20 protein-coding genes and 1 tRNA gene are annotated in these 19,430 nt (G+C 71.3%); 8 read left to right on the top strand and 13 right to left on the bottom strand.

All coding sequences use genetic code 11. From position 1 onward, the window contains the following. Positions 1-28: 28 nt before the first annotated feature. The 5 genes from ACQGNW_RS08005 to ACQGNW_RS07985 all read right to left on the bottom strand — a co-directional run bounded on the left by ACQGNW_RS08005 (position 29) and on the right by ACQGNW_RS07985 (position 5,279). Positions 29-105, bottom strand: a tRNA-Gln gene (locus ACQGNW_RS08005). A 180-nt stretch (positions 106-285) separates the two neighbouring features. Then, positions 286-1,674: a 4-(cytidine 5'-diphospho)-2-C-methyl-D-erythritol kinase gene (gene ispE, locus ACQGNW_RS08000; RefSeq protein WP_426662606.1), complete on the bottom strand. Its 1,389-nt coding sequence runs from the start codon at positions 1,672-1,674 to the stop codon at positions 286-288. A gap of 54 nt (positions 1,675-1,728) precedes the next feature. Continuing rightward, on the bottom strand, positions 1,729-2,808 hold the full coding sequence (locus ACQGNW_RS07995) for a GGDEF domain-containing protein (protein ID WP_426662605.1): 1,080 nt from the start codon (positions 2,806-2,808) through the stop codon (positions 1,729-1,731). Between the two features lie 153 nt (positions 2,809-2,961). Then, on the bottom strand, positions 2,962-3,567 hold the full coding sequence (gene lolB, locus ACQGNW_RS07990) for a lipoprotein insertase outer membrane protein LolB (RefSeq protein ID WP_426662604.1): 606 nt from the start codon (positions 3,565-3,567) through the stop codon (positions 2,962-2,964). Continuing rightward, complete coding sequence (locus ACQGNW_RS07985) at positions 3,564-5,279, bottom strand: tetratricopeptide repeat protein (RefSeq protein ID WP_426662603.1); 1,716 nt, start codon at positions 5,277-5,279, stop codon at positions 3,564-3,566. The genes lolB and ACQGNW_RS07985 overlap by 4 nt, the downstream gene beginning before the upstream one ends. A gap of 149 nt (positions 5,280-5,428) precedes the next feature. Between ACQGNW_RS07985 and hemA the strand changes: the two genes are divergently transcribed. Both hemA and prfA read left to right on the top strand, forming a co-directional pair. Further along, complete coding sequence (gene hemA, locus ACQGNW_RS07980; protein ID WP_426662602.1) at positions 5,429-6,706, top strand: glutamyl-tRNA reductase; 1,278 nt, start codon at positions 5,429-5,431, stop codon at positions 6,704-6,706. Between the two features lie 79 nt (positions 6,707-6,785). Then, entirely contained in the window at positions 6,786-7,865 is a 1,080-nt protein-coding gene (gene prfA, locus ACQGNW_RS07975) for a peptide chain release factor 1 (RefSeq protein WP_426662601.1), read from the top strand. Positions 7,866-7,874: 9 nt separating this feature from the next. On the opposite strand, the gene ACQGNW_RS07970 is transcribed toward prfA, so the two are convergent. Genes ACQGNW_RS07970 through ACQGNW_RS07960 form a run of 3 tightly spaced genes read right to left on the bottom strand, consistent with a single transcriptional unit; the run spans position 7,875 to position 9,894 of the window. Continuing rightward, positions 7,875-8,141, bottom strand: a complete 267-nt coding sequence (locus ACQGNW_RS07970; protein WP_426662600.1) for an acylphosphatase — start codon at positions 8,139-8,141, stop codon at positions 7,875-7,877. Further along, the gene (locus tag ACQGNW_RS07965) at positions 8,141-8,623 is read right to left on the bottom strand and encodes a TlpA family protein disulfide reductase (protein WP_426662599.1); all 483 of its coding nucleotides are present in this window, start codon (positions 8,621-8,623) and stop codon (positions 8,141-8,143) included. The genes ACQGNW_RS07970 and ACQGNW_RS07965 overlap by 1 nt, the downstream gene beginning before the upstream one ends. Next, positions 8,620-9,894 (bottom strand): YihY family inner membrane protein, encoded by a 1,275-nt coding sequence (locus ACQGNW_RS07960; RefSeq protein ID WP_426662743.1) that lies wholly within the window; start codon positions 9,892-9,894, stop codon positions 8,620-8,622. The genes ACQGNW_RS07965 and ACQGNW_RS07960 overlap by 4 nt, the downstream gene beginning before the upstream one ends. A 125-nt stretch (positions 9,895-10,019) precedes the next feature. Here ACQGNW_RS07960 and wrbA point away from each other — a divergent pair, with 125 nt between their 5' ends. Continuing rightward, positions 10,020-10,619 carry an NAD(P)H:quinone oxidoreductase gene (gene wrbA / locus ACQGNW_RS07955; protein ID WP_426662598.1) on the top strand — a complete coding sequence of 200 codons (600 nt, stop codon included), beginning with the start codon at positions 10,020-10,022 and terminating at the stop codon, positions 10,617-10,619. Continuing rightward, complete coding sequence (locus ACQGNW_RS07950) at positions 10,616-10,963, top strand: DUF2069 domain-containing protein (protein WP_426662597.1); 348 nt, start codon at positions 10,616-10,618, stop codon at positions 10,961-10,963. The genes wrbA and ACQGNW_RS07950 overlap by 4 nt, the downstream gene beginning before the upstream one ends. 271 nt (positions 10,964-11,234) lie before the next feature. On the opposite strand, the gene ACQGNW_RS07945 is transcribed toward ACQGNW_RS07950, so the two are convergent. After that, positions 11,235-11,873: a LysE family translocator gene (locus tag ACQGNW_RS07945; protein WP_426662596.1), complete on the bottom strand. Its 639-nt coding sequence runs from the start codon at positions 11,871-11,873 to the stop codon at positions 11,235-11,237. Beyond that, positions 11,870-12,718 (bottom strand): hypothetical protein, encoded by an 849-nt coding sequence (locus tag ACQGNW_RS07940; RefSeq protein ID WP_426662595.1) that lies wholly within the window; start codon positions 12,716-12,718, stop codon positions 11,870-11,872. Before ACQGNW_RS07940 ends, ACQGNW_RS07945 begins: the two co-directional genes overlap by 4 nt. A 91-nt stretch (positions 12,719-12,809) precedes the next feature. Between ACQGNW_RS07940 and ACQGNW_RS07935 the strand changes: the two genes are divergently transcribed. The 3 genes from ACQGNW_RS07935 to ACQGNW_RS07925 all read left to right on the top strand — a co-directional run bounded on the left by ACQGNW_RS07935 (position 12,810) and on the right by ACQGNW_RS07925 (position 16,029). Next, on the top strand, positions 12,810-13,766 hold the full coding sequence (locus ACQGNW_RS07935) for a helix-turn-helix transcriptional regulator (protein WP_426662594.1): 957 nt from the start codon (positions 12,810-12,812) through the stop codon (positions 13,764-13,766). Between the two features lie 75 nt (positions 13,767-13,841). Beyond that, positions 13,842-15,479, top strand: a complete 1,638-nt coding sequence (locus ACQGNW_RS07930; RefSeq protein ID WP_426662593.1) for an acyl-CoA dehydrogenase family protein — start codon at positions 13,842-13,844, stop codon at positions 15,477-15,479. 58 nt (positions 15,480-15,537) lie between these two features. Then, the gene (locus tag ACQGNW_RS07925) at positions 15,538-16,029 is read left to right on the top strand and encodes an asparaginase domain-containing protein (RefSeq protein WP_426662592.1); all 492 of its coding nucleotides are present in this window, start codon (positions 15,538-15,540) and stop codon (positions 16,027-16,029) included. Between the two features lie 80 nt (positions 16,030-16,109). On the opposite strand, the gene sufT is transcribed toward ACQGNW_RS07925, so the two are convergent. Further along, positions 16,110-16,667, bottom strand: a complete 558-nt coding sequence (sufT, locus tag ACQGNW_RS07920; RefSeq protein ID WP_426662591.1) for a putative Fe-S cluster assembly protein SufT — start codon at positions 16,665-16,667, stop codon at positions 16,110-16,112. Between the two features lie 225 nt (positions 16,668-16,892). Between sufT and ACQGNW_RS07915 the strand changes: the two genes are divergently transcribed. Beyond that, positions 16,893-17,315, top strand: a complete 423-nt coding sequence (locus tag ACQGNW_RS07915) for a hypothetical protein (RefSeq protein ID WP_426662590.1) — start codon at positions 16,893-16,895, stop codon at positions 17,313-17,315. 279 nt (positions 17,316-17,594) lie between these two features. Here the strand turns inward: ACQGNW_RS07915 and ACQGNW_RS07910 are convergent, their stop codons facing one another. After that, the gene (locus ACQGNW_RS07910) at positions 17,595-19,064 is read right to left on the bottom strand and encodes an NAD(P)(+) transhydrogenase (Re/Si-specific) subunit beta (protein WP_426662589.1); all 1,470 of its coding nucleotides are present in this window, start codon (positions 19,062-19,064) and stop codon (positions 17,595-17,597) included. Then, complete coding sequence (locus tag ACQGNW_RS07905; protein ID WP_404542560.1) at positions 19,061-19,363, bottom strand: NAD(P) transhydrogenase subunit alpha part 2; 303 nt, start codon at positions 19,361-19,363, stop codon at positions 19,061-19,063. The genes ACQGNW_RS07910 and ACQGNW_RS07905 overlap by 4 nt, the downstream gene beginning before the upstream one ends. Between the last annotated feature and the right edge of the window lie 67 nt (positions 19,364-19,430).

Here is a 19,430-nt window from a genome sequence, read left to right as displayed (position 1 = left end):
TCCTCGGAAACCTGCAACTGCTGTTGGATGGCTGGGGCGGCAGGATTCGAACCTGCGCATGCGGGAATCAAAATCCCGTGCCTTAACCAGCTTGGCGACGCCCCATCATTGATTTCATTGTGCGGTCACTTGCGCGACCGTTGGCGACGCATCCTGAGTCGCCCGGCGGTTCTTTCCCTGACGATGGCAACATCCAGACCGCCGTCGTTGGTCCCTGGGATCCGCCATTCCAGGGCGGCCTCCGGGTCGCGAACCATCCCCGGTCCGCTTCTGGTTCCCCGACCGTCAGGGTCGGTGCCGGCCGCCCCCATGGCGGCCCAAGGCTTCAAGCAGGGGCGAAACCGCGACGCCGGTGGCCACGTGGGCCGTGAACGCGGACGGGCAACGGTCCGCGATGGACTGTGCCTGCTCCAGCGTGCGCAGCTCCAGGAACACGCAACCGCCACTGCCGGAAAGCCGCGCCGCCCCGTGGCGGCCCAGCCAGTCCAGCGCCGCCGCCACGCGGGGATGGCGCGCGCGCGCCACCGGCGTGAAGGCGTTTTCCGTCGTTTCGCCCGAAACAAAGGATGAAATTGTCGCCGGGGGCGCATTTCGTGTCAATTCAGGCGCTTGAAACAGCGCCGCCGTGGGCACCTGCTCGTGCGGATCGAGCACCACATAATGCCGCCGCGGCAGCGCCAGCGGGGTCAGCCGCTCACCCACGCCTTCGGCCCAGGCCGAACGGCCGCGCACGAACACCGGCACGTCGGCGCCCAGCCGCCCGCCCAGTTCCGCCAGCGCGTCCTCGCCCAGCCCGCAGTGCCACAGGTGGTTCAGCGCCACCAGCACGGTGGCTGCGTCGGAGCTGCCGCCGCCGAGGCCGCCGCCCATCGGGATGCGCTTGTCCACCTCGATCTCGACGCCCGGTGTGGCGCCTGCGTGCTCCTGCAGCAGCCGCGCGGCGCGCACCACCAGGTCGTCCTGTTCGGGCACGCCGGGTACCGCGGTGACGCGGCGGATCACGCCGTCCTCGCGCACGCGCAGACGCAACTCGTCGCCCCAGTCGAGCAGGCGGAACACGGTCTGCAGCTCGTGGTAGCCGTCGGGCCGGCGGCCGGTGAAGCGCAGGAACAGGTTGAGCTTGGCCGGCGCCGGCCAGCGCGTCCAGCCGCCGGGCGAAGCCTGCAGGCGACGGCGCATGTACACGCGCAGATGCATGGGAAAGCCGCGTTCGCGGTCGGATGCATGGTGCGCCGCCAGCGCCGGCGTGTAACGCGCCGGATCGACGGCCTCGAAGCCATGGCGCGCATAGAACGGCGCGTTCCACGGCACGTCGGAAAGCGTGCCCAGCACCACGGACGGGTAGCCCGACTCGGCGGCCCACGCGCAGGCGTGTTCCAGCAGCGCCGCGCCGATGCCGCGCCGGCCGTGGCTGGGCAGCACGTCGATCTCGGCGATGCCGACCTCACCGTCCTCGACCGCCACGCCCACGAAGCCCAAGGGGCTTCCGCCTTCATCCAGCGCCACCCAGACGCGACCGGCGCCGACAGCGACCGCCAGCGACGGCGCATCCATCGGCGCGGCGGCATACGACGGCCACGCAGGATGGCCGCGGAACAGCTCCTGCGCCGCGCGTTCGATGTCGCCAAGGGCGTCAACCTGCGCCAGCCGGGCGCGCTCGATGCGGAATGACATGGGCCGAGGGATTCCAGGGAGCCGTCTAGCTTAACCGCCGTACCGGCGCGCGGATCACAGGTGCCGGCGGATCGCGCCCGCCACCGCCCCGGCGGGGGCGTCGGCGACGACCCGGTTGCGGCCACCCTGCTTGGCGGCATAGAGCGCCGCATCGGCGCGCGCAAACAGCTCGTCCGAGTGGTAACCGTGATCCGGGTCCGCCTGCGCCACCCCGAGGCTCAGGGTGAGGCCTGGAATCGGCGGCTGGGCCTGCGGCGCCCGCTCGGCCACCGCTGCGCGCAAGCGCTCGGCCAGCGCCGCGGCGTGCGCCGCGCCCTGCCCGGCGCAGGCGATCATGAACTCGTCGCCGCCGAAGCGACCGAACAGGTCGTCGCTCACCAGGTGCTCGCGCACCACGCCGACCACCAGAGCCAGCGCGGCATCGCCGACCAGATGGCCGTGGCCATCATTGATCGTCTTGAAGTGGTCGAGGTCGAACACGATCAGGCTGAGCGGCTGGTTGTACTTCGCCAGGTGATCGATGCGCTCGCGCAGCTCCGCGGCGAATGCCTGCCGGTTCAGCGTGCCGGTGAGGGGATCGTGCATCGACAGCTGCTGCAGCTGCTCGGATTTCTGTCGCAGATGGCTGTGCGCGGACTTCAGGAAACGCTGCTGGCGTACCAGTCGCTCGGCCTCTTCGCGCAGCTGCCGCGACCGGCGCAGCGACGCCCACCAGGCCAGCAGCGCGCCGGCCAGCGCCAGCAGCAACAGCCACGGCAATGGACGCGGCGACGGATTCGCGGAAGCAGAGGCCCGGGCCGGCGTCGGCGCGATCCGCGCCGGCATGGTCGCCGTCAATGCCTGGCGATGCGCGGCCGGCTCCGGCGCGGACACCGCCGGCGACGTGGCGCCGCCATCGACGACCGGCTCCGGACCCGCCGCCGACGCCGGAGCGAGCAGCACCGGCGCGGGCAGGTTCGCGGGCGCGGCCGCCGGGACCGGGTCGAGCCGCGGCGGCGGCGGCGGCCGCATGCCGGGTGGTGGCGGCATGCCCGGTGGCGGCCGTAACGGCATGCCCGGCGGCGGCGGCAGGACGCCATCGCCGGGCCGCTGTTGCGCGCCGGCGGGAAGCGCCAGCCCCAGCATCAGGCTCATGGCGATCCCCATGCCACCTCGTCGAAATGCAGCCACGTCTCCCCCCATGCGCACCCCGGCGCACTCTAGCGAGTCGGCCGCGTGCGGTCACTCCGCAGCGACCGGGTCACCCGCGGCCGCCGCGTCCGGGGCGATATCCGCACGGCAATCCTTTCAGCGCAGGCTCCACGTCTCGATCGACAACCGCACCTTGTACGGTGGCCGCGAGGCGAAGATGGTGGTGGGCAGCGGCGGCTGACGCGCGGCGTCCCAGGCCCGGTAGTCCACCGTCCAGCCGTCCTGCGTGAGCAGCGAAGGCAGGCGGTTGTCGCCGAACGCCAGCTCGGCGGGGCCGCTGTCGGCGCGCAGGCCCAGCACCCACGCACGCAGGTCGTGCAACGGCACCTCCCAGCCCAGCGCCCGCCGCATCAGCGCCTCGGCGTCGGTGCCTCTCAGCGGGCCGCCGTCCAGTCCCTGCAGCAGTGCGCCGGCGGGACCGCCGCTCAGCTCGAAACTGCGGCCGGTGATCGGCGCACGGAACACGAAGCGGTAATCGTCGCCGTCCTGGGTCCAGGTGAAGCCGCCGCTGCCGCCGTCGCGGCCATCGGACACGCCCAGCCGACCCTCCAGCGTCCAGTGGTCGGTGTGCGCCAGCGCCCGCTCGCGCGCGGCTTGTGCGGCGAGCAGGCCGGCGTCGCCCTTGATGCGCACGAGCTGCGGCGCGCAGGCGGCCAGCAGCAACGGCAGCACCGCCGCGAGGAACCGGTGATGGCGCCTCATGGATGCAGCCGCTGCAGGAGGCTTTGCAGGCTGGCGTTGTGCGGGTCGATCTTGCGCACCTCGTCGAACACGCGCCGCGCGTCCTGGCGGTCGCCCTGCTTCCACAGCACCTCACCGAGATGCACGCCGACGTCGGCGTCCCTGCCCGCCCGCCACGCGCCACGCAACACCTGCGCAGCCTGCTGCAGATGCCCCAGCCGGTATTGCACCCAGCCCCAGGAGTCGGCGATCGCCGGATCATTCGGCCGCGCCGCGCGCGCCCTGGCGATCAACTGCTCCGCCTCGGGCAGGTCGCGGTTCGCGTCGGCCAGGGTGAAGCCCAGCGCGTTGCTGGCGTCGATGTCGTCGGGCTTGAGCTTGAGCAGGCTGCGGAAATCCTTCACCGCCAGATCGGTCTGGCCCACCTCGGCGTAGGCCAGGCCGCGGCCGTACAGCAACCCCGGGTCGTTCGGCACCACCTGCAGCGCGCGGGTGAACGCATTGATCGCCTGCACGTAGCGCCGCTCGCGCATGTAGAGCTCGGCGTCGAGTTGCCAGGCCTGGCGCAACTGGGCGGGCTGGTCGAGGTAGTCCAGCTGCATCTGAGCCAGCAGCTCGTGCGCGGCGGCGCTCTTGCCCTGCGCCTGCAGCAGCACGGCGCTGCGCAGGTCGGCGTCGAAGGCGTGCGGATCGTCGTCGCCGACCTGGCCATACCAGGCCAGCGCCTCGGCGTCACGGTGCTGCATCTCGGCGAGCTGGCCGAGCAGGAAGGCGTTCTGCTCGCGCACCTCGGGACCGGCCTGCTGCAGCTGGCGATACAGCGCCGCCAGCGCCTTGCTGTCCTTGCTGCGGGCGGCCAGCGCGGCGCGCAGCCGGTAGGTGTCGGCGTTCTGCGGCCCGTGGTCCAGCAGCTTCGCCGCCGCCGCGTAGTCGCCGGCCGCACTGAGCATGCTGGCGTAGACCAGGCGCAGGTGCACGTTGTCGGGCGCCTTGGCGATCGCCTGCTGCAGCAGCGCGCGGGCACCCTTGGCGTCGCCGTTGCGGGCCTTCATCTGCGCGGCCCAGGCGTAGACCTCGGCGTTGTTGCGGAAACGCGCCATCGCGGCGTCCGCGATGCGCTGCGCGTAGGCGTGGCGACCCAGCTTGTCGCCCAGCTCGCTCATCGCCAGCCAGGCCTGCGGATCGGCGGGCAGGCGTTGCGGCGTGGCCAGCGCCTCCAGCAATTGTCCGGCCTGGGCCTGGTCGCGGGCACCCAGCAGCACCTGGCCGAATTCCCGCCAGGCGTTCTTGTCGCGGCTGCCGGTGAGGATCTCGAGCTGGCGCCGCGCCTCCGGCGTGTCGCCGCGGTTCAGCGCCAGCTGGGCGCGCGCCTGCGCCATCGCCGCCGGCTTGGCACCCAGGGCCTGCCAGCGATCCAGCGCACGTCCGGCTGCCGCGTCGTCGTGCACCGCGATCGCCAGCATCGCGGCGTGCTCGGCCACCGCGGGATCGTCGCTCAACGCCGCCGCCTTGCCGTAATGCAGCGCGGCGCCCTTCAGGTCGGTGCGGCCCAGCGCCATCTCGCCGGCCATCAGCTGCGCAAGCAGGTCGTGATCCTCGTCCGGCGTCGCCACCACCATCCGCGCCAGCGGCTGGGCGGAGACTGCCGCCGGCGCGGCGGTCCGCCGCAGCGGCGTCGGGGCGCAGGCGGCCAGCCCGAGCATCAGCGTCGCGGCTGCCGTAAAATGCCGCATCTGCTTGAATCCGCAACGCCTGCTTCGCACACTGACCACCGTCTGTCCGTCCGTCTGCCCAACACGCCACGACCGTGCCCGTACCCACGGCGCCTCGACGACAAGCTTAGCCTACGCCGCCAGACATCCGCCGGGACCCTCGCCTCGCCATGCCACTCGTCGCCCTCGGGCTCAACCATCTCACCGCGCCGGTGGCCCTGCGCGAACAGGTGGCGTTCGATCCCGAAGCCACCGCCGCCGCCCTGCGCGAACTGCAGCGCGAACCCGGCGTGGAGGAGGCGATGATCCTGTCCACCTGCAACCGCACCGAGCTGTACGTGGGCGTGGCCGCCGGCGCCGAACAGCTGCCGCTGGCGTGGCTCAACCGCCATCATCGTCTGACTCCCGGCAAGCTGGACGAGTTCCTGTACCGCCACGACGAGCAGGACGCGGCGCGCCACCTGTTCCGCGTCGCCACCGGGCTGGATTCGATGGTGCTGGGCGAACCGCAGATCCTCGGCCAGGTGAAGGACGCCTACCAGCTCGCGCGCGAGGCGCATACGCTGAAGGCACCGTTGGACCGCCTGCTGCAGCACACCTTCGCGGTGGCCAAGCGGGTGCGCACGGAGACCCGCGTGGGCGCGCACACGGTCTCGGTGGCGTTCACCGCGGTGCGCCTGGCCGAGCAGGTATTCGCCGACCTGCGCGAGGCCTGCGTGCTGCTGATCGGCGCCGGCGACACCATCGAACTGGCCGCGCGCCACCTCGCCGACAAGCAGGCACGCCGGCTGATCGTGGCGAACCGCACGCTGGAGACCGCGCAGGATCTCGCCGGCCGCTACGGCGGCTACGCGGTCGCGCTGGCCGGCCTGCCGCAGCACCTCGCCGAGGCCGACGTGGTGATCGCCTCCACCGCATCGCGCCAGCCCGTGGTCACCCGCGCGATGGTCGAGCAGGCGCTGGCCGCGCGTCGCCGCCGCCCGATGTTCATGGTCGACATCGCGGTGCCGCGCGACATCGAACCCGACGTGGCCGAGCTGCCCGACGTCTACCTCTACGGCATCGACGACCTGCAGCAGGTGATCGACGACAACCGCCGCTCGCGCGCCGCCGCCGCGCGCGAGGCCGACGCCATCATCGACCTGCAGGTGGACCGCTACATGGCCTGGCGCCGCGCGCTCGGCCTGCGCAATCCTGCCCTGGACCTGCGCCAGCACGCGGAGGTCTACCGCGACGAGGTGCTGGAGAAGGCGCGCGCGATGCTGGCGCGCGGCAAGTCGCCCGACGAGGCGCTGGGCTTCCTCGCGCACACGCTCACCAACAAGCTGCTGCACCACCCCAGCGCGCGTCTGCGCGAGGCAGCGCTCTCCGGCGACCTCGACCTGCTGCACGCGGCCGGACGGCTGTACGGGCTGGACGAGGAAGAGCCGGACACGCGGGACGTCTAGCGAGGGCGGCTGGCTGCCGCCTCCCGCATCCGCGCGCCGCTGCGCCGGCCGCCCCGTTCCCGCTTCCCTGCCTTCGCCCATGACGCCTTCGATCCGCCGCAAACTCGAAACCCTCGTCGAACGTCACGAGGAGATCAGCCTGCTGCTGGCCCAGCCTGAGGTGCTGGCCGACGGCACGCGCTTCCGCGAACTGTCGCGCGAGTACGCGCAACTGGAACCCGTCACCGCCGCGCTGCGGGACCACGAGGCGGCCGCGCGCGAGCTGGCCGACGCGCGCGCGATGCTGGACGACCCCGAACTCGCCGGGATGGCCGCCGAGGACGTCGCGCGGCTGGAGGCCCGCCTCGCCGAACTCGACGGCGAGCTGCAGATCCTGCTGCTGCCGAAAGACCCGCGCGACGAGGCCAACCTGTACCTGGAGGTGCGCGCGGGCACCGGCGGCGACGAGGCGGCGATCTTCGCAGGCGACCTGTTCCGCATGTACGCGCGCTATGCCGAGCGCAAGCGCTGGGGCGTGGAAATCCTCTCGGCGCACGAAGGTGAGCACGGCGGGTACAAGGAGATCGTGGCGCGCGTCGAGGGCAAGGGCGCGTACTCGCGGTTGAAGTTCGAGTCGGGCACGCACCGCGTGCAGCGCGTGCCGGAAACCGAGTCGCAGGGACGTATCCACACCTCGGCAGCCACCGTGGCGATCCTGCCCGAGCTGGACGAGATCGAGGCGATCGAGCTCAACCCGGCCGACCTCAAGATCGACACGTTTCGCGCTTCGGGTGCCGGCGGCCAGCACGTCAACAAGACCGACTCGGCGATCCGCATCACGCATCTCCCCACGGGTACGGTGGTGGAGTGCCAGGACGAACGCAGCCAGCACAAGAACCGCGCCCGCGCGATGAGCCTGCTGCAGGCGCGCCTCACCGACGAGGCGCAGGGCAAGCAGGCCGCGGCGCAGGCGGAATCGCGCCGGCTGCAGGTGGGTTCGGGCGACCGCAGCCAGCGCATCCGCACCTACAACTTCCCGCAGGGCCGCATCACCGACCACCGCGTCAACCTAACCCTGTACCGGCTGCCGGAAATCATGCAGGGCGACCTGGACGAACTCATCGACACCCTCACCCGCGAGAACCAGGCGGACCAGCTGCAGGCGCTGGGCCACGCCTGAAGTGGCGATTCAGCCGATGCGGAACCCGCCCGGCGCCTGCTCCGGCAGCTCCGTCCGCTCGACAGCATCCACCCGTGCCGCCGGCGGCCCCTGCCACAGCCAGCGTTCGAGCGCGTCGAGCGCGGCGACACTGCCTTCGGCCACGACCTCGACGCGGCCATCCGGCAGGTTTCTCGCGTGGCCGGCCAACCCCAGCGCCAGCGCCTGCTCACGGGTGCCGGCCCGATAGCACACGCCCTGCACCCGGCCGCCGACGAGGAAGCGCGCGGCCGCCATCAGCGTCGGGCCCGACCCATCGCCGCGTCCAGCTTGGCGGCGTTGATCGGGCCGATGAAGTGCGTGGCCACCGTGCCGTCCGGCGCGATCAGGTACGTGGTCGGCAGGCCGCGCGGCTCGTCGAAATCCTTCAGCGACTTGTCCAGCGTGACCTGGGCGACCGGATACACCACCGGATGCTTCTTGAGAAACGCCTTGATGTCGGCCGGTTCGCTGTCCTCGTAGGCCAGGCCGATCGCGCGCACGTCCGGATGGGTGGCCACGTAGTGCGAGAGCTCCGGCATCTCCGCGATGCACGGCACGCACCAGGTGGCCCAGAAGTTCACGATCACCCAGTGACCGCGCTGCGCGGCAAGGTCGTAGGGCTTGCCGTCCAGCGTGGTGACGCGGATGGAAGGATGCGCAGGCATCGCGGCCCGCGCCGCGCCCGCCGGTGCGAGCGGCAGCAACAGCAGGGCGGCAAGCCAGAGGAACTTGTTCATGCGGAATGCTCCGGTGGGTCGGTGGCCGCGACAGCGGCCGGATAGGCGTGGTCGAGCGGCGCACCCAGGGTCGCGCGCAAGGCCGCGGCAAGTTCGGCCAGCATCGCCAGCAATTCCGGCGGCAGCCGCAGGTTCAGCGCCGCCGCCTCCTGCGCCGGCTGCAGCGGCAGGCGGTAGTTGCTGTGCCGGTACACGCGCAGCAGGTCGGCGCTGTCCAGGCTGCGGCTGAGCAGCCAGCCACCGGCCTCGCTGCGCTGGATCAGGTCGGCACGCTGCAGGTCGTCGAAGTACGCCGCCACCAGCGTGCTGCGCAGGCGTGGCTCGCCGGCGCGGACCAGCGCCGGGTCGACGCTCTTGCCGCGTCGCTGTGCCTCGACGAAGTGGCGCAGCACCACCAGCAGGCCGAGGAATTCCGCACCTTCCGGCAGCGTCTCCGCGGGCGGCTGGTAGTCGAACGCCGACACCGACGCGGCAATCGAGGCGCCGAGGATCACGATGACCCACGACAGGTAGATCCACAGCAGCAAGATCGGGATCGCCGCCAGCGCGCCGTAGATGTCCTGGTAGGTCTGCGCGTGCTGCACGAAGCGGGCGAAACCCCAGCGCGCGATCTCGAACAGCAGCGCACCGAGCAGCGCACCGATCGCCGCGTCGCGGCGCGACACCCGGCAGTTCGGGACCAGCACATACATCAGCCACAGCGTGACGAAGGTCACCACAAACGGCAGCAGGCCGAGCAGGCGCTGGCCCGCGCTCGTCAGCTGATCCGGCGCAGCCTGCAGCAACGGCACCGCGGTGACGTAGGAAGTGAGCGCGATGCTGCCCATCACCAGGATCGGCCCCAGCGTCAGCGCGGCCCAGTACAGCAGCAGGCGCGAGCCCCAACCGCGCGGCCGATGCACGCGCCAGATGCGGTTCAGCCGGTCCTCGATGCTCACCATCATCGAGACCGCGCTGAACAGCATCACCAGGATGCTGATGCCGGTGAGCTTGCGCGCGTTCGTGGCGAATGCCACCAGCGCTTCCTGCACCTTCTCGCCCGCCGCCGGCACCACGTTGTTGAAGACGAAGTCGAGCAGCGTCTCGCGGGCCGTCTCGAACATCGGGAACGCGGCGAACATCGTCAGCACCACCACCGTCAGCGGCACCAGCGACACCAGGGTGGTGTAGGACAGCGCGCCCGCGGTCTCGAAGCACTTGTCGTCGACGAAGCGCTGCCACAGGAAGCGGCCGAAGCTCAGCGTGCGGTCGCGGTCGAGGCGCAGTTGCATGGGGCGGCTAGCCAGGCTCACGGGGATCGCCCGTACACTAGCATGATGCCGTGAAGCGCTTCGTGCACATCACGGCGCCGCCGATCCACCGCCGGATCGCGCCACTCCGGGAGCACACTCGACGCATGAACGACATCCTCGTCCTCTACTACAGCCGCGGCGGCCACACCGCGCAGTTGGCGCGACTGATCGCCCGCGGCATCGAGGAGATCCCCGGCATGCGCGCACGCCTGCGCCAGGTGCCGCCGGTGGCGCCGGTCACCGAGACCGCGCAGCCGCCGGTACCGGACGATGGCGCACCCTACGTGACGAAGCAGGACCTCGCCGAATGCAGCGGCCTCGCGCTGGGCAGTCCCACCCGCTTCGGCAACATGGCCGCGCCGCTCAAGCACTTCCTCGACACCACCGGCGCCGAGTGGGCCAGCGGCACACTGGCGGGCAAGCCCGCCGCGCTGTTCACCTCCACCAGCACCATGCACGGCGGCCAGGAATCCACCCTGCTGACGATGGCCCTGCCGCTGCTGCACCACGGCATGCTGATCGTCGGCATCCCGTTCACCGAGCCGGCGCTCACCGCCACGCACAGCGGCGGCACGCCCTACGGCGCCAGCCATGTCGCCGGCGCCAAGGGCGAGAACGCGATCAGCGAGCATGAGCGCGAGCTGGCCCGCGCGCTGGGCCGCCGCCTCGCCGACGCCGCGCGCAAGCTGGCCGCAGGCGCATGAACGCCGCCAGCCTGCCGGTCGAGCAGAAGATCGGCCTCGCCGCCTGGGCTGCACTCGCCGTGCTGCAGCCCCTCTGGCATGGCTGGCTGCAGCCGCCGCAAAGCGTGCCCGTGGCCCTGGTGCTGGCGATCACCGTGGTGCCGCTGTTGCTGCCGCTCACCGCGCTGCGCTCGCCGCGCCGTGCCCTGCTCTGGGTCGGCATCCTCGCCCTGTTCTATTTCTGCCACGGCGTGGCCGAAGCGTGGAGCGCGCCGGTCGAACGCATGCTGGCCATCGTCGAGATCGTGCTGACCCTGCTGCTGATCGGCACGCTGGGCGCAGGCGTGCGGCGCCCGCGCCGCTGAGGCTACTCCCCGTGCGGGACACCCGCATGCCCAGCTCGGCGGACCGCGGAAGGCCGGCATCGGGGTGATGGCAGCGGTGGCCGGCACGCAGACCTCAACCGGCGCGGTCGCCACCGCAAGCCGCGCGGCGACGTCCCGCTGCCGCTGACGGAAGGCCGACGCGCGGTACGGGACATGCGCGGCCACCCGCGCCGCCACAGGCGCCCGTACGTGCGCGGCGCGGGGCGGCCTGGAGGATTCCGGCGCGATCGTGCCACGCCGGCCGCGCCACTCACGCGGGCCGCAGCGCTTCCGCCCCGGTGAGCACCGCCACCGCGATCAGCAGGCCGCCCACGCAGCGCGTGGCGAGCGTGCCGCCCGCCGGGCGACGCTGCAGCCAGCCGCGCACGCGGCCGGCCAGCAGGGCCAGTGTGCCGTACACGCCGCACTGGGTGAGCGCGACGATCGCCCACAGCACCAGCGCCTGCAGCCACAGCAGGCCGTCGGCCGGGCGCAGGAACTGCGGGAAGATCGCCAGCATGAACAGGTAGGCCTTCGGATTGAGCAGGCAGGTGAACAACCCCTGCCGGAACGTCGTGCCCAGCGGGACTGCCGCATGTCTTGCCGTTGGCATGCGGAGCGCCACGGCGCTGCGCAGCAGCGAGATCCCGATCCAGGCGATGTACAGCGCGCCCGCCAGCAGCAGCGCGTCGAACACGCCGGGCACCAGGCGGATCAGCACGCTGATGCCCAGCGCGGTCATCAGCACGTGGCAGGCACCACCGGCCACGATGCCGCCTACCGCGGCCAGGCCGCGGGCGCGGCCGCCGCTCAGCGCGCTGCCTAACACGAAGGCCATGTCCAGGCCCGGCAAGGCGATCACCCCGAACACCACCACGAAGAACAGCCACAGCTGGGCGGCATGGCTCATCGCCCCACCTCGCCGGCGCCCGGCAGCCAACGCAGCCGCGAGCGCGGCGTGGGATCCATCGCCAGCCATTCCGGCGCATCGCGCAGCATGCCGCTGGCGAGCAGGGCGCTGGCGACGGCCTGCATCGCCGGCTCCAGTTGCGCATGCAGCGCCGCCTCGTCGCGCACCACGCCCAGCCAGACCAGCCACGGGCCGTCCGTGCGCACCGGCAGCTGCGGGAAGTTGTTTGGCTCGTCCAGCGTGACGAGGATGCCGGCCGCACGTACGCCGGCCACGCGGTAGCTTTCGAACTGCGCCTCCGCATGCGCCGCGAATACCGACTCGCTGCCCTTCTTCACCGCGAAGATCTGCGCCACCACGATGCCCTGCGCGCCATCGGCCTCGTCCACCGGGTCCACCGCCGGCAGCACGGCAACGGCAGTGTCCGGCCGCAGCGGGCGCAGCAGCAGCACGTCGTCGCTGTCGGGCAGCAGCGCGTTCACCTTCATCCGGTGCTCGCGCCACAGCGGTCCGTAGTAGAACCGCGCGTTCACCACCGCGCGCGCCGGCATGTCGCGGAAGCCGCGCAGCCACACGAAGCGGTCCGCCTGTTCACGCGGCAGGAACTGCCCGAACACCATCGCGCCCAGCTGCTCGAAGGCCTCCGGGAAATAGGTGTCGAAGTAGCTGGCGAAGCGCTTCCGCCCATCGTGGCTGGTGGTGTAGCGGCGCAGCTCGACGACCTCGAAGCCGGGCAGGTGCTCGATGCTGCGGAAGTCCGGCGAGAGGTGGCAGGCGGATTCGGCGGCGATGCCGGCAGTGGGCATCGCGGACGGTTCCGGCGCGTGCTGGGGCGTCTGATTCATGGCAGCTCCTGGTTGCGTGGGCGACAAGTCGTGCGCACGCTACGCCTCAATCAGGACAGGTCCCGCCCTGATGAGTCGCTACACTGCGCCCATGACCCGACCCACCACCCGCGTGCTGGCCGTGCTGGAGCTGTTGCAGGGCCGCGGCCGGATCAGCGGCCCGGAGCTGGCACAGCGGATCGGCGTGGATGGCCGCACTCTGCGCCGCTACATCGCCATGCTGGAGGAACTGGGCATCCCGATCGTCGCCGAGCGCGGACGCTACGGCGCCTACCTGCTGGTGCCAGGCTTCAAGCTGCCGCCGCTGATGTTCAACGACGACGAGGCGCTGGCGCTGTCGGTAGGGCTGCTCGCGGCACGCGGGCTGGGCCTGGCCGAGGCCGCCCCGGCCGTGGCCAGCGCCCAGGCCAAGCTGGCGCGCGTCACGCCGGATCGCCTGAAGCGCCAGCTGCAGGCGATCGCCGAGACGGTGCGCCTCGACCTCGCCCACGCCAGCGACGCCCCGCACAGCAACGAGGCGCTGATGGCGCTCACCGCCGCGGCGCAGGCCCAGCAGCGCGTGCACCTCGACTACACCACGCCGCAGCACCAGCGCAGCGAACGTGACGTCGATCCCTACGGCCTCGCCTGGCGCGCGGGTGCGTGGTACCTGGTGGGCTGGTGCCACCTGCGCCGCGACCTGCGCTCGTTCCGGCTCGACCGCATCGGCAAGGTACAGGCGCTTGCCGCGCACTTCGAACGGCCGGCCGCCTTCGACACGCTGGCGCAGCTCGCCTTCAGCCTCGCCACCCTGCCGCGCAGCATCGCGATCGAGGTGCTGCTGCGCACCGACCTGAAGACCGCGCGCGACGCCTTCTCGCTCGCCTTCGGCCTGCTCGAACCGATCGATGGCGGCGTGCTCCTGCGCAGCAGCGCGGACGACCTCGACTGGTTCGCCCGCCAGCTGGCGCGGCTGCCGTTCGGCTTCGAGGTGCGCAGGCCGGCGCGCCTGCGCGGCGCACTGCGGCGCCACGCGACACGCCTGCTCAAGCTCGCCGGCAGCGGCTGAGCGCCGTCCGCGCCTCACGCGGCGCGGACGGCTCCCTGCCTATACTGGCGCGGTCGATCCGCCCGGGAGCCGGACATGGGATTCCTGCAAGACGCCCCGCAGCTTGCCCACCCGTACCGCAACGACCGCCTGCTGCACGCGCTGCTCGAACGGACCCTGCCCGCCGCGCGCCGCGCTGCGCTGCAGGCCGATCTCGATGCACTCGGCGACTACGCACTGCTGGCGTGGCAGCGTGCCGCCGCCACCACGCGGCGCAAGCCGGTGCTCACCCAGTGGGATGCCTGGGGCCGACGGGTGGACCGCATCGAACTGACCGCGGCATGGCAGGAAGGCCCCGACGTCGCTACCTATCATGCCGTCCTCGCCAGCGGCCACGAGAATCACGAGCACGCGCGGCTGGAGGAATTCGCCCGCGTCTACCTCTACCACGTGGCCAGCGAGTTCTACACCTGCCCGCTGGCGATGACCGACGGCGCGGCGACAGCGCTGAAGGCCTCCGGCAACCAGGCGTTGATCGAACGGGCACTGCCGCATTTCCTCAGCCGCGACCCGGCCACGTTCTGGCTCAGCGGCCAGTGGATGACCGAGACGCACGGCGGCTCGGACGTGGGGCAGACCGAGACCGAAGCGCGGCGCGGTGCCGACGGCCAGTGGCGGCTGTACGGCCGCAAGTGGTTCAGCTCGGCGGTGGTGGGTGAAGCCGCGCTGGCGCTGGCCCGGCCCGAGGGTGCCGGCACCGGCTCCGGCGCGCTGGCGCTGTTCTACGTGGAGACCATGGACGGCGCCGCGCGCAAGCCGGAGCTCGCCATCGACCGTCTGAAGGACAAGCTCGGCACGCATGAGCTGCCCACCGCCGAGATCCACCTCGACGGCCTGCCCGCGTGGCCACTGGGCGAACTGGCGAACGGCGTGCGCCAGGTGGCGCCGATGCTCAACGTCACCCGCACCTGGAACGCGGTCGGCGCGGTGGCGCACATGGCGCGGGCGATCGCGCTGGCGCGCGACTACGCCGAGCGCCGGCAGGCCTTCGGCCGCCCGCTGATCGAGCAGCCGTTGCATGCTCAGACCCTGGCCGACATGCAGGCCGAGTTCGAGGGGGCGTTCGCGCTGGCCTTCGAGGTGGCGCAACTGCTGGGCCGGGTGGAGCACGGCAGCACCACGCCGCGCGAAGCCGCGCTGCTGCGCCTGCTCACCCCGCTGGCCAAGCTGTGGACGGGCAAGCTCGCGGTGCGCCTCTGCTCCGAGGCGCTGGAATGCTTCGGCGGCGCCGGCTACATCGAGGACACCGGCTTGCCGCAGTTGCTGCGCGACGCGCAGGTCTACGCGATCTGGGAAGGCACCACCAATGTGCTGGCGCTGGACGCGCTGCGCGCGGCGGCGGGCGACGGCTTCGGCGCGCTGCGCGGCGCCGTCGCCGCGTGGCAGCAGGGCGGCGACCCGCATGCCGCGTTCGCGATCGACGCCGCGCTGGATGCCGCCGCCAGCCATCTCGATGCGTCGTCCGCGGATCGCGCCGCGCTGGAAGCCGGCGCACGCGGCGTCGCGCTCACACTGGCGCGCTGCGCGGCGGCGGCACTGCTGGCACGGCAGGCGGCATGGGCGCAGGCGCGTGGCGACGCACGCCCCGCCGCAGCCTTGCGCCGCTTCCTCGGCCACGGCCTGCTGCGGCTGGCCGACACCGGTGCGGACGACACCGCGCTGCTGCTGGCCTGAGCGCCGCAGGGACGCAACCCGCTAAAATGCCTGGATTCTCCCTTGCGGCGCAGCGACCATGCAGCACCTGACCATCGTCACCACCGGCGGCACCATCGACAAGATCTACTTCGACGACAAGTCGGACTACAAGATCGGTGCGCCGCAGATCGGCGAGATCCTCGGCCAGCTCGGCGTGGCGTTCCAGTTCGACGTGATCCCGATCCTGCGCAAGGACAGCCTGCACGTCACCGACGAGGACCGCGCACTGATCCGCTCCACCATCGAGGCGCAACCGCACCGCCACGTGCTGGTGACGCACGGCACCGACACCATGGTGGAAACCGCGCGCGTGCTCGCCGGCATCCCCGGCAAGGTGATCGTGCTCACCGGCGCGCTGAACCCGGCGCGCTTCCAGGGTTCGGACGCCGTGTTCAACATCGGCTGCGCGGTGGCTGCGGTGCAGACCCTGCCCGACGGCGTCTACATCACGATGAACGGCCGCGTGTGGGATCCGACGAAGGTGCGCAAGAACCGCGCGGAGAACCGCTTCGAGGAAGTGCAAGGCTGAGAAGCCGGCAAATGGAAGCGGGGAGTGCGGAAGGCGCGGCAGGCCCTGCCTTCCGCACTCCCCGCTCGTCGCCCCTCACGTCACAGCATGCCGGTTTCCAGCTTTGCCGCGTCGGACATCATCGAGTGGTCCCACGGCGGATCGAACACCAGGTCGATGTCGGCGTGGGCAATGGTGGGGATCATCTCCAGCTTGGTGCGGGCGTCGTCCACCAGGATGTCGCCCATGCCGCAGCCTGGCGCGGTGAGGGTGAGCTTGACGTAGACCTTGCGCTGGCCGTCCTCGCGCTGTTCGAGGCTGAGGTCGTAGACCAGGCCTAGATCGACCACGTTCACCGGGATCTCGGGGTCGAACACGGTACGCAACTGGTCCCAGGCCAGCTTCTCCACGTCGGCGTCGGTGGCGTCCGCCGGCACCTCGATCGGCGCCGGCTTCTCCTTGCCCAGCGCATCGGCATCGTCGCCGGCGACACGGAACAGGTTGCCCTCCACGTACACGGTGAAGCTGCCGCCCAGCGCCTGCGTGATGTAGCCGATCTGGCCCGCGGGCAAGCGTACCGTTTCGCCCTGCGGCACCATCACGGCATCGCAGTCCCGCAACAGGGTGAAGGGTTCGCTGCTCAGACTGAAACCGCTCATGCCACTCGCCAATCCGTCGTCAATGATGGGCGCGGCACAGCGCGCCAGGCCGCCTATTATGCCGCGTCGCAAGGTCCGGCACCTGTTCCAGATCAGGCCGACCCCGCGAATTGCAAGCGCGGCATGCCCGCGCAGGGCGGCGGCCGATCGCGGCGACCGGCTATGATCGGCGCTTTGCCCGCCGGACCGATGCATGCGCCACCGCCCCTCAATCCGCCCCGCGCCATGAAGCCGCGCGACGTACCGCGGTATCTCTTCGCCCTGTTCTGCGCCGCGATGATGGGCCTGGCGGCGGGAGCGACCTGGATGGTGGCGGCCATGTACCTGCGCCATCCCGCCCCGTGGCTGGCGGTGGCGGCAGGTGCGGCGCTGGCCTGGGCGATCCGCCACTGGGTTCGCCGCCCCGGTGCCGGCGCGGCATCGCTGGCGGCCTTCGCCACCTTGCTGGCCGCGCTCTACGTCAACGTGCTGATGGTCGCGATCCGGCTCGCCGGCAATTTCGGCATGGACCTCACCGCGGCCATGCGCACGGCCGGCGCCGGCATGCTGCTGGCGCTGGCGCGGCTGGGCCTGCACCCGGTCGACGGGATCTGGTACGCGGCGGGCGCGCTGCTGTCGGCGTGGCTGGCGTGGCGGCGGAGGCAGTGATCCCTGCAGCCATCCTGGCGGTGCCGCCGTGATCGTGCTGATCGCGAGAATCAAATGGACGGCCATCCATCGCCGCACTGCTCGAGCCTTTGCGATCGTCCAGATCGCGAAGATCAGACGGGCGGCGATCCATGGCCACACGGCCTTGGCCTTTGCGATCATCCCTGATCGCGAGGATCAAACGGGCGGCCATCCATGGCCGCACTGCTCGAGCTTTTGCGATCATCCTGATCGCGAGGATCAAGCGGGCGGCCATCCATGGCCGCACTCTTCAACGGATCAGGTATCCAGCGCCTTCAGTTCGCTGACCAGCTGGCCGGCGGCGGCCTGGCCGTCGCCGTACAGCATGCGGGTGTTGTCGGCGTAGAACAGCGCGTTCTCGATGCCGGCGAAGCCGGTGCCCTTGCCGCGCTTGATCACGATCACGTGCTTCGCCGCCGCCACGTCGAGAATCGGCATGCCGTAGATCGGCGAGGACGGATCGGTCTTCGCCATCGGGTTCACCACGTCGTTCGCGCCGATCACCAGCACCACGTCGGTATTGGGGAACTCGGGGTTGATGTCGTCCATGTCCTCGATCAGGTCGTAGGGCACGCCCGCCTCGGCCAGCAGCACATTCATGTGGCCGGGCATGCGGCCGGCCACCGGATGGATCGCGAACTTCACCTTCACCCCGCGCTCGATCAGCAGCCTGGCGAACTCCCACACCTTGTGCTGCGCCTGCGCCACCGCCATGCCGTAGCCCGGCACGATGGCCACGCGCTCGGCGTAGGCCATCATCACCGCCGCGTCGGCGGCCTCGACGGGCTTCTGGCTGCCGGAAATCTCCTGCGCCGCCCCGCCCGCCGCGGCACCGAAGCTGCCGAACAGCACGTTGCCCAGCGAGCGGTTCATCGCCTTCGCCATCAACTGGGTAAGCAGGGTACCGGCCGCGCCTACCACCATGCCGGCGATGATCATCGCCTCGTTGCCCAGCACGTAGCCCTCGAACGCCACCGCAAGGCCGGTGAACGCGTTGTACAGCGAGATCACCACCGGCATGTCGGCGCCGCCGATCGGCAGCGTCATCAGCAGGCCGAACAGCAGCGAGAACAGGAAGAAGCCCGCGATCACCGGCATCGTGAGGTCGCCGCCGGCGAGCATCGCGCCGTGCGCCAGTGCCAGCAGCAGCACCAGCAGGTTCACGATGCGCTGGCCGGGAAACACGAAACGCTTGTCCAGCCAGCCCTGCAGCTTGGCGAAGGCGATCAGCGAGCCGGAAAAGCTCACCGCGCCGATCAGCGCGCCCAGCACGCCCAGCAGCAGCGCCACCGTCGACAGCGGCGCCACCGCGGGAACCTGATGCAGTGCATCGATCGTCCAGCTCTCCGGCCGCAACGGCGCAGTGTCCGGGACCGCCGGCAGCGCGCGCCGCGCGTGGGCCACCAGCTCCACCGCGCCGATGCCGGCCGCCGCGCCGCCGCCCATGCCGTTGTACAGCGCCACCATCTGCGGCATCGCCGTCATCGCCACGCGGCGGCCGCTCCACCACGCCGCCGCCACGCCGATCAACACCGCGGCGAGGATCAAGCCGCGATGGTGCATGTCCGGCAGCGCGAACGTGGCCAGCACCGCCAGCAGCATGCCCACGCCCGCCCACACGATGCCGCCGCGCGCGGTGCGCGGCGAACTCATGCGTTTCAGGCCGAGGATGAACAGCAGCGCGGCGAGGAAATAGCAGGCCTTGACCAGGGTAGGCAGCCAGCTCATGCCTTGTCTCCCGGCTTGCCGGCGCTGGGCTTGAACATCTCCAGCATCCGCTCGGTGACCACGTAGCCGCCGGCCGCATTGCCGGCGCCCAGCAGGACGGCGAGGAAACCCAGGCCGGTCTCGAACGGCGTGCTGGCATGGCCCAGCGCTATCATGGCGCCCACCAGCACGATTCCGTGAACGAAGTTGGAACCGGACATCAGCGGGGTATGCAGGATCACCGGCACCCTCGCGATGATCTCGTGGCCGGTGAACGCGGCCAGCATGAAGATGTACAGCGCCAGGAACCCGTCGATCATGTGCTTCCCCCGCCTCGCAGCCGTGTCCGCCGCATCATACGGTACAAGGCGTGCCCTGATTCACCCC

Source organism: Rhodanobacter aciditrophus, from assembly GCF_050026795.1.
Classification (GTDB): domain Bacteria; phylum Pseudomonadota; class Gammaproteobacteria; order Xanthomonadales; family Rhodanobacteraceae; genus Rhodanobacter_A.
The sequence above is the reverse complement of the archived record's forward strand: the minus strand, read 5'-3'. Positions and strand labels throughout refer to the sequence as shown.